General features: G+C 66.9%; 11 protein-coding genes, 1 tRNA gene, 1 rRNA gene and 1 pseudogene. 6 read left to right on the forward strand and 8 right to left on the reverse strand.

What is annotated here, in order from left to right; genetic code table 11:
• The first annotated feature begins 10 nt into the window (after positions 1–10).
• Positions 11–125: ribosomal RNA gene (rrf, locus tag ACE5C1_RS13375) — 5S ribosomal RNA — on the forward strand.
• Positions 126–223: 98 nt separating this feature from the next.
• Positions 224–300 (forward strand) — tRNA-Met (locus ACE5C1_RS13380).
• 950 nt (positions 301–1,250) lie between these two features.
• Here ACE5C1_RS13380 and ACE5C1_RS13385 read toward each other — a convergent pair.
• Positions 1,251–1,576: pseudogene (locus ACE5C1_RS13385) on the reverse strand (IS481 family transposase); the annotation flags it as partial.
• Positions 1,577–1,704: 128 nt separating this feature from the next.
• Between ACE5C1_RS13385 and ACE5C1_RS13390 the strand changes: the two are divergent.
• From ACE5C1_RS13390 to ACE5C1_RS13400, 3 genes are all read left to right on the forward strand, one after another.
• On the forward strand, positions 1,705–2,607 hold the full coding sequence (locus ACE5C1_RS13390; protein WP_374944570.1) for a sterol desaturase family protein: 903 nt from the start codon (positions 1,705–1,707) through the stop codon (positions 2,605–2,607).
• Entirely contained in the window at positions 2,607–3,602 is a 996-nt protein-coding gene (locus tag ACE5C1_RS13395) for a YncE family protein (RefSeq protein WP_374944571.1), read from the forward strand. Before ACE5C1_RS13390 ends, ACE5C1_RS13395 begins: the two co-directional genes overlap by 1 nt.
• 264 nt (positions 3,603–3,866) lie before the next feature.
• The gene (locus ACE5C1_RS13400) at positions 3,867–6,272 is read left to right on the forward strand and encodes a TonB-dependent receptor (protein WP_374944639.1); all 2,406 of its coding nucleotides are present in this window, start codon (positions 3,867–3,869) and stop codon (positions 6,270–6,272) included.
• 402 nt (positions 6,273–6,674) lie between these two features.
• Here the strand turns inward: ACE5C1_RS13400 and ACE5C1_RS13405 are convergent, their stop codons facing one another.
• The 6 genes from ACE5C1_RS13405 to ACE5C1_RS13430 form a co-directional block, all read right to left on the reverse strand.
• On the reverse strand, positions 6,675–7,595 hold the full coding sequence (locus ACE5C1_RS13405; RefSeq protein WP_374944572.1) for an MBL fold metallo-hydrolase: 921 nt from the start codon (positions 7,593–7,595) through the stop codon (positions 6,675–6,677).
• Between the two features lie 165 nt (positions 7,596–7,760).
• A complete protein-coding gene (locus tag ACE5C1_RS13410) occupies positions 7,761–8,363 on the reverse strand; it encodes a hypothetical protein (protein ID WP_374944573.1) in 603 nt (200 codons plus the stop codon).
• Between the two features lie 96 nt (positions 8,364–8,459).
• The gene (locus ACE5C1_RS13415; RefSeq protein ID WP_374944574.1) at positions 8,460–9,455 is read right to left on the reverse strand and encodes a sterol desaturase family protein; all 996 of its coding nucleotides are present in this window, start codon (positions 9,453–9,455) and stop codon (positions 8,460–8,462) included.
• A 275-nt stretch (positions 9,456–9,730) separates the two neighbouring features.
• On the reverse strand, positions 9,731–10,972 hold the full coding sequence (locus ACE5C1_RS13420; protein WP_374944575.1) for an adenosylmethionine--8-amino-7-oxononanoate transaminase: 1,242 nt from the start codon (positions 10,970–10,972) through the stop codon (positions 9,731–9,733).
• On the reverse strand, positions 10,969–11,598 hold the full coding sequence (gene bioD, locus ACE5C1_RS13425; protein ID WP_374944576.1) for a dethiobiotin synthase: 630 nt from the start codon (positions 11,596–11,598) through the stop codon (positions 10,969–10,971). Before bioD ends, ACE5C1_RS13420 begins: the two co-directional genes overlap by 4 nt.
• The gene (locus ACE5C1_RS13430) at positions 11,595–12,719 is read right to left on the reverse strand and encodes an 8-amino-7-oxononanoate synthase (protein ID WP_374944577.1); all 1,125 of its coding nucleotides are present in this window, start codon (positions 12,717–12,719) and stop codon (positions 11,595–11,597) included. The genes bioD and ACE5C1_RS13430 overlap by 4 nt, the downstream gene beginning before the upstream one ends.
• 151 nt (positions 12,720–12,870) lie before the next feature.
• Here ACE5C1_RS13430 and ACE5C1_RS13435 point away from each other — a divergent pair, with 151 nt between their 5' ends.
• The gene (locus ACE5C1_RS13435) at positions 12,871–13,326 is read left to right on the forward strand and encodes a TIGR02466 family protein (protein WP_374944578.1); all 456 of its coding nucleotides are present in this window, start codon (positions 12,871–12,873) and stop codon (positions 13,324–13,326) included.
• Between the two features lie 43 nt (positions 13,327–13,369).
• Here the strand turns inward: ACE5C1_RS13435 and ACE5C1_RS13440 are convergent, their stop codons facing one another.
• Entirely contained in the window at positions 13,370–14,830 is a 1,461-nt protein-coding gene (locus tag ACE5C1_RS13440; RefSeq protein WP_374944579.1) for a CHAD domain-containing protein, read from the reverse strand.
• Between the last annotated feature and the right edge of the window lies 1 nt (position 14,831).

Below are 14,831 nucleotides of genomic sequence, written 5' to 3' on the forward strand. Positions count from 1 at the left end.
GGCTTCATTGCTTGGTGGCTATAGCGTCGGTGTCCCACCCGATCCCATCCCGAACTCGGCCGTGAAACCCGACTGCGCCGATGGTACTATCGCTCAAGCGATGGAAGAGTAGGTCGTCGCCAGGCATTGCAGCCGGTGTGCATCGAGACAAGCAGTTCAACGAACCCATTCACATGTTCAGCCCCCTCGAATCGAGGGGGCCTTTGTCCGTTCAACGGATTGGCGCGGGGTGGAGCAGCCCGGTAGCTCGTCAGGCTCATAACCTGAAGGTCACAGGTTCAAATCCTGTCCCCGCAACCACCTCGAACATACGATGGGCGCCTTCGGGCGCCTTTGTTGTTTCGGGCTGTATCCCCACTCCCAACCACATCGAACATACGACCGCCATGATTCAGCTCAGGGCGGTTGTTTGCTACGGTGAGGATCTGCGCCAGTCGACCGGGCGCGACGAGATCCAAGCCTTGGCCCTCAGTCTCCGGCTTCGCCACGATCAGCTCGATGAGGTTGCGCGGCGCCCGTCGCGTCTCGCTCGCCTCCAACTCGGGAGCGTTGAGGGCAATAGCCAGCTTTGCGACGTTCCGGCGGTTTGACTCCGCCAATCCGGGACGCAGCGCCATTGCGGGCCCCACCTCGGCATTCTCGAGCCTGCGATCGATCTCCGCTCGCTCGGCATGGCCGTGGGTCGGGACTTCATCTCGGCGTAGGCTCAGGACTCGTTGGTCAAGCCAAAGACGACGGTTGCGGCGAGCGCGAGGGCGGAGATGAAGGTGTGGGCGCGTCAATCGTAGCGTGTGGATGCGCCGGCTTGCCGTCCTTTCGGCCGCCACCGCTGCGACGATCCAATGGAATACGCCCAGTCGGCTCCAGCGGAGGAAACGGTAGGAGATCGTCTTGTGCTGCCGTACTCGGCCGGCGCGTCGCGCGGGCGCAAACCGCCGCGGGTGACGAAGATGATGCCGCCGACGATACGCCGGTCCTCGACCCTCGGCACGCCCGTGCGCCAACGCAAAATGTGGCTCGATCCGGTGCATCCACGGCTCCGATAACCGGGGCGCTCACTCATGACAGCGCCTCCTGCGCCGTCATTGAACCGACCGATCGCCGCCTCCGCAAGAACGTCAACGGGCCCGGAGCCCAGCTCAAATATCCCGGATTTCCCCCCTCCACGGCCGCCCGACCCGATTGGCCACGCCTTGTCACCGAAGTTCTTGGGACAGAGAGCGAATATGGCCGCCCTCGAAGCCGATCTGCAGTTCGACAACCGCGAACTTGCCGAGAGGGTCGATCGCCAAGAACAGGCGTAGCTTGCCTTGGGCGGTCCGCACCTCGGCGATGTCGATGTGGAAGTAGCCGATCCGGCAGGTCTCGAAGTCGCGCTTCGGTTCCCCATCGCCTTGCTCGGAACAGGCTTGTCGCCGGCCGCCTCCGGCACCCGGCCGATGCCGTGTCGTTGCCCACAGCGGTGTCGCGACGAGCGTGTCCGATGCGGATCGTCGCCTGTAGCGCGTAAAAAACAGTCATCGAGCGGCAGCAGCATGTGGCGGCGGACGGCGACGATGATCGCCTCGTCCTCCGATAGCACCTACGTCATTCGGCCACCTGCACGACGGCGCTCGCAATCCTATGATCGGAGGACGGCGGGAGTGGGTACGATCATCCAGGCAGAGTTGTGTCCCGCCTGTGCATATTCGATCGGGACGAACCATGAAAAAGACCGTCGTCAACCTGCTGCCGCCGCTGACCGTCGCGGCGGTCGTCAGCTTCTGGGCCTTCGCCCCGGCGGCCCTGCTCGCCAAGCCCTGGCTTCTTGTCGTCACCTCGGCGCTGATCACGGCCTTTGTCCAGGCGCTCGAATGGGTGGCCGAACGGCACACCGGCTGGCGGCTCGACCGGCGCGAATTCTTTACCGACCTCTTCTATGTCGTTTTGGGATCGACCGTGATCGCCTGGGCAACGACGACACTGGCCGAGGGGCCGCTGCACGCCGCCAAGGTATCGCTCGGGCTGACCACCGCATGGGCCATGCACGTGCCATTCCTGGCGCAAGTCGCGCTGGTCGTCGTGCTGATCGAATTCGGCCAATATTGGATGCATCGGCTGATGCACAATGTCATGCCATTCTGGTTGGTGCACGCACCGCATCATCACATCACGCAGCTCAACGCGATGAAGGGCTATGTCGGTAACCCGATCGAACTGTTCCTGATCAGCCTCAGCGTCGTCGCCTTGTTCGATCTGCCACTGGCTGCCGTATTCTGCGGGCTCAACGTGCTCGGGGTCGTCTCGACCTTCGCGCATGCCAACGTCCGGGCCGATCCGCCGATCTGGTACGGCTTCGTGTTCACCACCATCCGCCACCACAGCCTGCATCATTCGACGGTCCATGAGGATACGCGCTGCAATTACGGCAACTCGCTGATCCTGCTGGACCGGATTTTCGGCACCTACCGCGACGGCGAAGCGAACGTCGTGGGACAGGACGATCGCCGGCGATTGTCGATCCCCGAACAATTCCTGTTCCCCGCCCAGCCGCTCGTTGCCCGGTTGAAGGCGCGGCGCACGGCACCGATCGCAACGGCGACGTCGATCGATGCGGTGGCAGGGTGATGATCGCCTGGGTCAACATGATCGCCGCCGCGCTCTGCGCCGCCACGGGTGCTCAGGCCGCTACCGCGCAAGCCGCGCAAGCCCCGTCAACGCCCGCCGGCACGACCGTGCTCCAGCCGCGTGAGGCGCAGGTGATCGCCGTGCCCGGTTTCGCCGATTTCCTCGCGGTCGACGGCGACAGCGTCTGGGCGACCAACAAGGGGCGCGTCGAGCGCTGGTCGCGGACCGGCAAGCTGGCCGAGGTGACGATGGCGCATCCGTGTGGCGCGATGTCGATCGCTGCCGGATCGCTGTGGGTCGCGGATTGCCAGAACGGCACGGTTAACCGCATAGACCTGAAAACCGCGCAGCTGGTCGCTTCCATCCCGACCGGCATCGCCAATCCGAAGGGCGAGCTGAATGTCGCTGCCGGCGCCGGAGCGATCTGGGTGGCGAGCGACGCGAAGGGCAAGGTCGCCCGGATCGACCCCGCCGACAACCGCGTGGTCGCCTCGATCGCGGTCGATCCCGGCACCTTTTTCCTCGCCTTCGGGTCCGGCGCGCTTTGGGCGGTCAGCAGCGAACAGCAATCGGTGCAGCGGATCGATCCCGCGACCAACACCGTCGTTCGCCGCACCAGATTGGGCAAGCAGCCCGGCTTTCTCGCCGCCGGAGAGGGTGCCGTCTGGGTGCAGGAGCAGGGCGACGGCACGCTCGCCCGGATCGATCCCGCCACCGGCGCTGTGTCCGGCCGGGTCAAGGTCGGCGCCGACCTGCTCTACGGCGACATCGACACCGGCGGGGGAGCGGTCTGGCTCCGCACGACCGCCGACCAGACGTTCGTCATGATCGATCCGGCCTCGCTGGCGATCGTTGCGCGCCTCGGCAGCGCGAGTGGCAGCGGCGCGCTCCGCTATGCCTCCCACGGGCTGTGGACCAGCGCGCATGACGTCCACACGCTTTCCTGGTGGGCTCCCCAGCCCGATGCGAAGGCACCCGGTACGCCGCCGAACTGAGCCGCCGTCTGCGCGGTATGTCCGATGGTCGCGGGCGTCCGCGATCGTCGGCGTTTGGCGGTCGGGACGCGTATTCTGTGCCGATCGGCGGCGCGTCCGGCACGCTACGTCAAACGCCCCATGGCGGTTCGGCCCGATTCCCCAAACGTTGCGTGTTAGCACATGCACAAAAACAGCGTGGCTGACGGCACAAGGGCGCGCGTGTTGGCGCTGTCCGGATTCCAAAGGGGGTATAGATTGGCACGATCAATTTCTCGCTCGTTGCTGCTCGGTGCGACGGCGCTTGCGGGGCTCGCCGTCACGCCGGCCCGGGCCCAGACCGTTCCAACCGAAGAGCAGGCGACCGCGGACGGTAGCGGCGGCAGCAACAACGATATCGTCGTCACCGGCAGCCGTCGCACGGTCACGTTGCAGGATGCCCCGATCAACATCAGCGCGGTCTCCGAAGAGACGATCGCGCGCCAGCGCATCGACGATATCCGCGGACTGGCCGCGTTCACGCCCGGCGTGACCGTCGTCGACACCGGCCCTGCGAGCACCGGCAACATCATTTTGCGCGGCATCGAGTCTGGCGACACCAGCGTGTTCGGATCGGCCGAAAACAACGCCGTCGGCGTGTATCTGGGCGAAGTCCCTCTCTATCTCGACTTCAAGCTCATCGACATCAACCGGGTCGAGACCCTCCTCGGGCCGCAGGGCACGCTGTACGGCCTCGGGACGCTGGCGGGTGCGGTGCGCTATATCCCCAACCGCCCGAACACGAGCCGCTTCTCGGTCGATCTCCACGGCCGCGCCTTTGCGCAATCGCACAGCGGCGATTTCGGCCGGATCGGCGACGTGACCGTCAATATCCCGATCGTCAGCGACCATGTCGCGCTGCGATCGGTGGTCGGCTATTACGACAATCCCGGCTTCATCGATTACGATTACATCCTGCGAAACCCCGGCGTGTCGAACGCGCAACCGGTTCGCGGCGCCACCGCGGCGCAAGGGTCGCTCGGGTCGACCGCGGACTATGCCGCCAATTTCCGGCGGGTGGCGGACGTCAACTTCGAACATACGTTCACGACCCGCAACACCCTGCTCCTCGAATACAATCCCGACGTGAAGGCGTATCTGACCTATGCGCATCAGGAGACCAAGACCGATGGCCGTCAGGCCAACGGGGCAGGGGTGCTCGGCACCGGTCGATACGAGGGGCCGTGGCGGTACCTCGAGCCGTTCCGTCGCGGCGCCGACCTGTTCTCGGCCGAACTGAACATCAACCTGTTCAACGTCGCGCAGCTGGTCAGCACCACCGCCTATACCAAGCAGAACATCGAGAGCACCGATGACAACACCGACTTGCTGCTCGATCTCGATTACGGCTACGAAGCGTTTCCGGCTTTCTCGTCCTTCGCCAACGGCAACCGGGATTATAAACAGCTGAACCAGGAGGTTCGCCTCGTGTCATCGCACGGCGGCCCGTTCAGCTGGGTGCTTGGCGGTTTCTACAACCGTTTGAAGTATAAGAGCGACCGACAGGAATATACGCCCGGCTTTGCGGCGTTCGCCGGCGTGAACCGGCCGGACGATCTCGAATATATCTCGTTCGTCAACACCAAGACCGTCGAGAAGGCGGCCTATGGCGAGGCGACGGTGCACTTCACCCCGGCGTGGCAGGTGACGGGCGGCCTGCGCTACTTCAAATACGATGCCACCGCGACGGGCGGGACCGATACCCCGCTGTTCGGCGGCGGCCTGACCCGCACGCCCTATCCGCTGATCCAGTTCGCCCCGAGCCGCGTCCGATCGGGCAGCACCGGCGACGACGGGTTCGTCTGGAAGGCGAACACGTCGTACAAGTTCAGCTCCGACCTGCTCGCCTATGCGACGTACAGCACGGGCTACCGTATCGGCGGCGTCAATCGCGTCGCGCCCTGCGTCGTGCCGCTACCCGCCGGTCAGAACGTGTGCGCGTTGGCCAACGAGCTGGTCTATGGTCCGGACAAGACGCGCAACCTCGAGGTCGGCGTACGTGCCGGACTGTTCGATCGGCGGCTGCAGTTCACCGTCAGCGGATTCCGCGTGAAATGGGGCGACGTCCAGGTGCCCAGCCAGACGGTCAATGGCGCGGTCGGCATCACGACCAATGCCGGCGGGGCGATCTCGAAGGGTATAGAAGTCTCCGGCTCGTTCAGGATCGTACCGGAACTCGTCCTCCAGGGGACCTATTCCTACGTCGACGCGCATCTGACGGAGGACTTCCGCAGCCTCGTGGTCAGCCAGGGGGTGCGGTACGATGCGCTGTCCGGCGACCGTCTACCCGGGTCCGCCAAGAATTCGGGAAGTGCGCAGCTGTTCTACACCCGGCCGCTGGGTGACGGAAGCGCGATCGAGGCGAGCTGGGCGAGCACCTACACCGGCAACATCTATTCGCGGGTCGGCCTGCGCGGCTTCGGTGAGAAGATCCCCGGCTATGTCACGCACCGCGCCGCGATCACCTATCGCACCAAGCCGTTCGAGGTCGGGGCCTTCATCGACAACATCTTCGACAAATACGCCTATACCAGTGTCAGCAACGACCTGAGTTCGTTCAACCAGGCCCGGACCGGCGTGATCGAGCGTTATTATGCACGATCGGTCCTGACCCCGCGGCGGGCAGGTATCGAGTTCCGCTTCCACTATTGAATGCGAAGCCGCCGGCCAAGCACGGACCTGCGGCCGTCACCCGCGGGACGCCCTGGCTGGCGCGTGTCGTCCCGCCGGGCGTGTTGTCGCTCAGGCTTCGATAGGCTGCCCGCGCCGTGCGGCAGCTGCAACGTCACGTTCGCGTCGATCGCGCCTATGCCGACCGCATGACGCCGATGCGTGGGGACGCAGGCGTGCCGCTCGACGGCACCGATCGGTGCGAAGCGATATCCGCCTCTCGTGGCAGAGCGCCTTTGTCCGGCACCGGACGGTTCGGCGGTGCGGATCGCGCCGGGCCGCGATCCACCCGCTCCACCGCACCGCCGATTACGCCCGGCGATTACGCCCGACGATTGTCCCGACATGCCCCGCGCGTTCGGATGACGCCGGTTTTCGCGGCGCTCACGAATGCGGTCTCGGCGCGACCGGGTAGAGGATGAAGTCGGGGCGGCGGTCGATCGTCGGGGGCGATCCTTGGTCGGCTGCGGCCTGCCGGAGCGTTTCGATTGCGGACGCGGGCAAGGCGAGGGGGTGTTCGTCCGGATGCGCCGGGGCTTCCCTGGGATAATCCCGACCGGGCGTCGTCGTCATCTCGATATGCGCGCCGAGCAGGGCGCGGATCGGGCGTTGGCCGGCGAATACGGCCAGCCGGTCGGCGCTCGCACGAAATACCGCGATCTGGTCTGTCGGAACGTAAAGGCGGCCCGGGTACAGCATGTCGCCGGAGAACAGCAGGCGGGTGCGTGCGTCGTAGACCATGATGTGCGCGGGCTCGTGGCCGGGGGTCGGCACGACCTCGATGACACGGTTGCCGAGGTCGTAGCGACCGATCCCGTTCGGCCAGCCCGGAATGCCGAAGAAGGTCGCCACGTCGGCGGCCTTCAATCCGACGACATCCGTGTCGGGGCGCTCGCGGAATTCGCCATCGCCCGCATGATGATCGCCATGGCCGTGCGAATGCGCGACGATGAGCCGGATCGGCCGATTCGCGTGGCGTGCACGCCACTGCGCGATCACCCGGTCGACGACGGGCCGGATCGACAGGCCACCGGCACCGGTGTCGATCAGGATCGCGCGATCCTTGCCGAACAGGAGGTAGAGGAACGGCGCCTCGAAATTGGTGCGTACCGATTGGCGGATGACAAAGGTATCGGCGTCGATCCGCTGCACCTGCGTTTCGGGTTCGGTCTTGGCGGTGCCGTCGATCCAGTGCGCGAAATGCGGGCCGGGGTCGGCGGGTGCGGAGGCCGACAGCAACAGTGCGAGCATGGCGATACACGGCAGGTGCCATCGCCTGTCGCCGCCGCGCCGGCTGCGGATCATCGTTCGACCGATCATGTTGTGATGGGTCATGCTACGGATGCGCCGGCGGTCCTATACGGGAATGCGCGCAACATCCGCGACACGCCGTTCGCGCTCCGGGACCGGTGATCGGGCAGGAGGCCATGCCCCGACGGTCTGCCGACCGGCGCAACGGGCCCGGCGGGGCTATGCACGGGCCAGGCGTTTCCTGAACAGCGATCTGACCAGCCGATCCTCAAGCACGCGCCCGACGACATAGAGCGTGGCGAACAGCGCCGCGAGGACATAAGCAGGCGTGGGCGAGGGCTTGTCATCCTTCTTCTTCTTCGACTTCTCGGGCGCGGGCGCGCCCAGCGCCTTGTCGATCGGGTTCAACGGGAAGACCGCTTTCTCGGGCTTCTTCTTGGGCGCCTTTCCGGCCTTGGCTGCGGCGTCGGCTACCGCTTTCTGGTGGTTGCCGACCGCGACGGTCAGTTGCGCGATGCCGAGGAACAACAGCGGTGCCAGAAAGCAGAACAGCAACGCCCGGCTGATCAGATGATAGTGGAGCACGATACCGGGCACACCCTGTTCGAGCCGAAGGACGCCACTGTCGAACACCGACATCTTGTCCTGCGCCGCCTGGTCCCTCTTGTGGAACACCAGCGTGTCGTCGCGGCGCTCCTTGCTCGTGCCGGTCTGCCGGAACACCGGATCGAGCCGGTCGAAGGCATCGTCGCGCGACAGCTCGGGCGCGAGCGTCAGGCTACCCCTGACGTGCCAGATCCAGTCGATGAAGCGCAGGTTCACGCGATCTCCTCGTACCAGGCTGCGGTGTTCGATCGGGACGCTGCTCATTCGCGCACCAAAGGCGGAGGGACGGGCAGGCAGGCCGACGGCGACACGTTATTCGGCGGGAACGGCGATCTGCCCGCCCGCAAAGGTACGTGAGACGCGCTCCTTGACCGATTTCCAGCCTTCCACGAAGGGATAGGTCATCGTCTCGCGGATCGACATCGGGCGCCCGCCCTCCATGCCGAGCAATTCCGCCTCGCCATCGACGCAGGTGCCGAACATGCGATCGATGATGATCCACGTGCCCGAGTAATTGCTGCGGCTGGCCTCGTAATCTTGCGAATGGTGCACGCTGTGATGCTCGGTGGTGTTGAACAGGAAGCGCCACCAGCGCGGCGTGTTGAAGCGGACGTTGATGTGCTGGTAGGTGCCGACCGCGAGGCCGAACGTCCCCGCGAGCAGCGCGGCCCTCGGCAGGAAGTCGAAAAACCCGCCGATGCCCAGTCCGATCAGGAACAGCTCGACCGGGTTGCCGACCGCGCCCTTGTTGATGTTGAGCTGGGTGATGTAGTGATGCGGCGCGTGGGTCAGCCACAGCGGATGCCAATTGTGCATGCCGCGATGCATCCAATATTGGCCGAAGTCGAAGACGAACGAGATCGTCAGGGCCTGAACCAGTAGCGGCAGGGTCATGAACCAGTTCAGCTTGTCCCAGTGCAGGCCCTGCTGGATATATTCGGCAACGGCATCGCTGCCGACATAATCGTCGACGAGCCGCAGCACCGTATAGCCAAGCCCGACGTAGAACAGGTCGGTGACCGCCTCTTTCCAGGTCAGGCGCCAGCTGTCGAAGCGCGGGTTCACCCATTCCAGCGCGAGCAGCAATACCTTGAACCCGATCCCGACCCCGATCGCGGTCGATGCCTTGGCGATCGAATTGGGCGCGTAGAACCAGAAGGCGATCAGGCCGAGCAGCATGACGGGCTGGAACCAGGTGAAGACGAACCGCTTCACCGGACCGCCCTCGACCTTGGGGAGGTTTTCCCAACCGACCGTCACCGGCGCCTGCGTGCCGATCAGCCGTTTGCCAACGCGTGTTCCGTTCATGACCATTCCTGCCAGTCGAGCATGGACATGGCGGTATTCGGAACGCCGCGTGCGCGTCATACGTCATTGAACGTACGTGCCCCATTTCTGCGGCCGATAACCGCGCTGTCCGGATCGGCGGCGGGGCTCCGGGTGTGCGCCATTCGCTGTTCCGGACATCGCTGGGGGTGACGTGCATGCGGCCGTCCGGCCTCGAAGAAGACCTCGGGCCAACGCGCACGTCGGTCGGTACGGTCACGCCGTTCGGACCGCTTGCGGGCGAACGCGACGCGGCATCACGCGAGGAACGCCTCCACCGCACCATAGATGGCGTCCAGGTCGGCGTCGTCGATGCAATAGGGTGGCATGACGTAAACCGTGTTGCCGAGCGGGCGCAACAAGATGCCGCGGTCCCGGCAGAAGCCCATCAGCCGCGGTGCTACGGCGGAAAGGTAACTGGCTGTGCCGCCATCGATCTCGAACGCGGCGATCGTGCCCAGGCGGCGAGCGCCCCGTACCGACGCGTGACGGGCGATGCGGTCGAGGCGCGCCTGTTGCCGCTGCCCCAAATCGGCGATCCGCTCCAGCACCGGCTCGTCGCGCCAGATGGCGAGATTCGCGTTGGCCGCGGCGCAGGCGATCGGGTTGGCGGTGTAGCTGGACGAGTGGAAGAACATGCGTGCGCGATCCCCGGATCGGTGCGCCTCGAAGATCGGTCGTGTCGCCAATGTCACGGCGAGCGGCAGCGATCCTCCGGTCAGCCCCTTGGACAGGCACAGTATGTCGGGCACGATGCCGGCCTGCTCGCACGCGAGCAGCGTGCCGGTGCGGCCCCAGGCGGTCATGACCTCATCGGCGATGAACAGCACGTCGTGCCGGCGGCATATCGCGTGCATCCGGGCCAGCGTCGCCGGCGAATACGTACGCATGCCGCCCGCACCCAGGATCAGCGGCTCGACGATGAAGGCGGCGGGCATTTGGCGGCAATGCGCCTCGAGCGCGTCCAACGTCGCCTGCTCGCGACCGGCTTCCGGAAACGGTACGGTGCCGACATCGAACAGCAAAGGCGCATAGGGCTGGTTGAACACGCCGCGCGCGCCGACCGACATCGCGCCGATCGTATCGCCGTGATAGCTGTGCTCCATCACCAGGATCCGGTGCCGCGGGCCCGCGCCGTTGGCCCAGAAGCCGAGCGCCATCTTCAGCGCGACCTCGACGCTGGTCGATCCGCTGTCGGAAAAGAACACATGAGCGAGCGGCGGGGGCATCAGCGTCACGAGCGCGCGCGCCAGCGTTTCGGCTGGCTCGTGGGTCCAGCCCGCAAAGATGATCTGGTCCAGCTTGGTCGCCTGCTCGGCGATCGCGGCCATGATCCTGGGATGGCCGTGCCCGTGGGTCGTCACCCACCAGGACGAGATCGCGTCGACGATGCGGCCGCCGTCGGCGGTGAACAAAGCGGCGCACTCGGCATGGCTGACCAGCGGGATCGGCTCGCCCAGACCGTGCTGGGTGAACGGATGCCAGACCGGCGATGTCATGCGGCGAAATCCTGCAGGCGGAAATGCGCCGCGAACGCGCGGGCGAGGCCGTCGCGATCGAGCGGGTCGAGAAGGGGGAGCCGGCCCAGCCGCCGGACTCCGCCGATCGCCGCGATCGTGGCTTCGCTGTCCTCGTTCGGATCGCCGACGAACGCGATGCCGACGATGCCGATGCCACGCGCGCGCAACGCCTCGATCGACAGCAGGCTGTGGTTGATCGTGCCGAGCGATGTCCGCGCGACGAGCACCACCGGCAGCGCCCAGCGCGCGAAAAGGTCGGCGAAGACAAGATCGCGGGTGAGTGGAACGAGAACGCCGCCGGCTCCTTCGATGACGAGAGGGCGATCGCAGGCCGGCGGGACAAGCCGCGCCGGATCGATCGCGGCGCCGTCGATCTCGGCGGCGCGGTGCGGCGAACAGGGCGTTCGCAGCCGATAGGCTTCGGCAAGGATGCGGTCCGTGGGCAGACCCGCCAGCCGTGCCACGAGCTCGCTGTCGGTGGCTTCGTCGAGCCCCGCTTGCACCGGCTTCCAATACGCGCCGCCCAGCGCACCGGCCAGCGCGGCGGCGAACACCGTCTTGCCGATGCCGGTGTCGGTTCCGGTGACGATCAGCGCGCGGCTCATGCGAGCGCCTCGCTCAATGCGCTGCCCAGGGCGTTCACGTCCTCCGGTCCGACGTTCAGCGTCAGCGAGATGCGCAGCCGCGATGTGCCGGCCGGGACGGTCGGCGGGCGGATCCCGCGCACGTCGAACCCCGCCGCCTGGAGATGCTCGGCCGCGCGCATCGTTCGCGCGTCGTCGCCCAGCAGGATCGGCATGATCTGCGATCCCGTCGCCGCGGTGCCGTGCGCGCCAAGCGCCCGTTCCGCCACTTCGATCAACGTCCGCAACCGCGCCCGGCGCTCGGGCTCGTCGACCAGCAGCCTGAGCGCGGCGCGCACCGCCGCCGCGATCAGCGGCGAGGGTGCGGTCGAGAAGATGAAGGCGCGGCCGCGATTGATCAGGAAATCGCGCATGACCCGCGGCCCGCACAACAGCGCACCTTCGCAGCCCAGCGCCTTGCCGCAGGTGCGCAGCGTGATGACGTTTTCCGCGCCGTCGCAAGCGGCGGCGAGCCCGCGCCCGTCGGGTCCGAACACGCCGGTCGCGTGTGCCTCGTCGATCAGCAGGAAGGCGTCGTGCCGCGCCGCGATCGCGGCCAGCGCCGGCAAGGGCGCGCGGTCGCCGTCCATGCTGTACAGGCTCTCCACCGCGATCCACACCCGTCCGGTCCCGCCCGCGCGGCGCCAGTCGGCGATCGCGTCCGCGAACGCGTCCGGATCGTTATGCCCGGCGCGACGGTGATCGGCGCGACCCAGCCGCAGGCCTTCATGCGCGCTGGCATGGACCAGCGCGTCATGGACGACGAGATCGCCGCGCTGCGGCAGCGTGGACAGCAGAGCCGCATTGGCCGCAAAGCCGCTCGAGAAGAACAGTGCGCTTTCACTGCCGAAAAACCGCGCCGCTTCCTTCTCCAGCGCCTCATGCTCGGGGTGGTTGCCGCGCAACAGCCGCGATCCGCCCGATCCCAGCGGAACCCCGCGGCCGATCGCATCGGTCACCGCCGCCGCAAGCCGGGAAGACCCCGCCAGCCCGAGATAATCGTTGGACGAGAAGTCACGCCCTGCGCGAGGGACCAACCTGCGCAAGCGGTCCTGCGCCTCGAGTTCGCTCAAGTCGCGAATCTGTGCGGAGAACATCGGCATGGCCCTCGTATAAGGCCAATCGCGGGAGGACGCTCGCGAAACGTCTCGTTCAGGGCTCGACGCCGAACTCGCCGAGGCGATCCGAGCACGCCGCGCCGCGGAGCCGGGCGTCGGGCGCTCCAACGTCGGCCGCCGGCATTCGGCGACCGACATGCTCGACCGGGGCGGGGCGGCGGCCGCGAAGCTCGCCGATCTGGCGACAAAGGCGGCGGTCCGGCTGTCGACCTTCGAGGGGCGCGACGCGAAGGCACTCGATTGGACCGTGAAGATGTGGGCCAATATATCGCCGCCGGGCGCGCTCAACATGAGCCACGCGCACCCGGGTGTCCTCTGGGCGGCGGTCTATTATGTCGACATGGGCGGCGCCTCGGCCGAGGATGGCGGCGAGCTGTTCTTCGAGGATCCGCGCTTCCCCGTACCGCTGATGCGCATGCCGGGTTTCCGCATGCTGGGGATCGACGGCCAGCCGCAGGTTCACGAGCGACGCTGGCCGACCCGGGCCGGCGACCTCGTGCTGTTCCCCGCGTGGCTTCGCCATGGCGTTCGCCCGCACGGCGGTTCGCGCGATCGCATCTCGGTGGCGATGAACATCGATGTGCGAGGATAGCCGGAGCCTCCCCGCTTCCGGGCAGCGTGAGTTTGCGAGCCTCTCAGCGCCAGAAGGGTTTCAGATCGATCAGCTCTTCGAAGGCTTCGGCCGCCTTCTCGATCAGCCGCATCCTGTGGCGCTTCCTCGGCGAACTTCGCTCGGGCAAACCCAGCCTGGCGCGCAGCACCGGCTCCGTTGCCATGTCGTTGAGGTCGCCAAGGTGCTGCTGCAGGTCCTGCATCGCGGCGATAAATCGGCGTGCACGGCGCTGGGCCTTCGCGCCGGCGAACAGGTCGGCAAAGAACTCCGCGGCGTAGCGCAGCGTCTTGGCGTCGATCCGCACCTGGTGGCGGGCGTCGTCGTCCAGTGTCGCCAACCGTCGGCCGCGCTTCTTCAGCCGGCGCTGCGATCGCTCCAGCGCCCCGGCGGCGAAGTGCATGGCGGGTTGCTCGAGCGCAGCCGCATCGATGGGCGCCGTGCGCCACGGCCCGATCGCGGCCCATTCGACCAGATCGAGCATCAGCCCGCGGGTGCGTGACGACGCGAGCGCCTCGGAGACCCGGGCATAGGCTGCCGTCCGCGCGTCGGCGAGCGTGGGCCCGTTCTCTCCGCGCTCGATCAGCACGTCCACGTCGCGCGCCTCGCCCAGCGTTGCGGCGAGCCAGCGCAGCTCGGCACGAAGGTGATCGAAGCGGCTATCGGCGACCAGTGCCTTGAAGATCGACATGGCCGAGCGCAGTCGGCGGACCGCCACGCGGGCCTGGTGGAGCGCATCGGCGCTGCCGGTGCGGCCGAGCAGGTCCTCGTTCAGCCGGAACTGGCGCAGGCACGCGGACACGATCGCGCCGAACGCATCGGCGACCGACGCGTCGGAAGCGATCGCGGCACGCTCGGTCTTGACGACCGCGTCGGTCGTTTCGTCCAGCAGGCGGTGGCCGCGCTCGGCCTTGGTGAGCACGCCGAGGCGGATAGAGGCAGCCTCGCCGAGCTTTCGCGCCAGTGCGAACAGCGCATCCTGCGGCCCGGACAGAAGTTCCAGCTCGACTTCGGCGACGGGCGTGGCCGCACCACCGGCCGAGACCTCGCCCTGGTCCACCGCCGCCTCGATCCTTGCCTCGCCGCAGGTCGCCACGCCGCTGCGCCGGCTGACCCGAACCGAGAAGGCCGGGGCGAGCGCGGCGAGCGCCGCTGCGGGAAGCAGCGCGCGCAACGGTGCTGCGCTGTCGTCGAGCACGGGCGTATCGTCAGGTACCGCGATCTCCCATTCGGGCCTTGCGAACAGGCCGGCTGCGGCGGACCCTTGCGCCTTCACGGTCTGTATCCGCTTGCCCCGCACCGTGCGGATGCGCAGCGACACGCCCGCGGCGCGCAGGTCCGCGCCCGGCGTGTCGAAATAAATCGCCTGCTGGTCCTGCTTCTTCAGCGTGAAACCGGCATCTTTCAGCGCCTGGACGATCGACTCCAGATCCGCGGCTGCCGCCTCCAGCTTCAGTTCGACTTCCTGCGCATTGCCGTCGGCCACG

It is taken from the genome of Sphingomonas sp., assembly GCF_964263785.1.
Lineage (GTDB): Bacteria > Pseudomonadota > Alphaproteobacteria > Sphingomonadales > Sphingomonadaceae > Sphingomonas.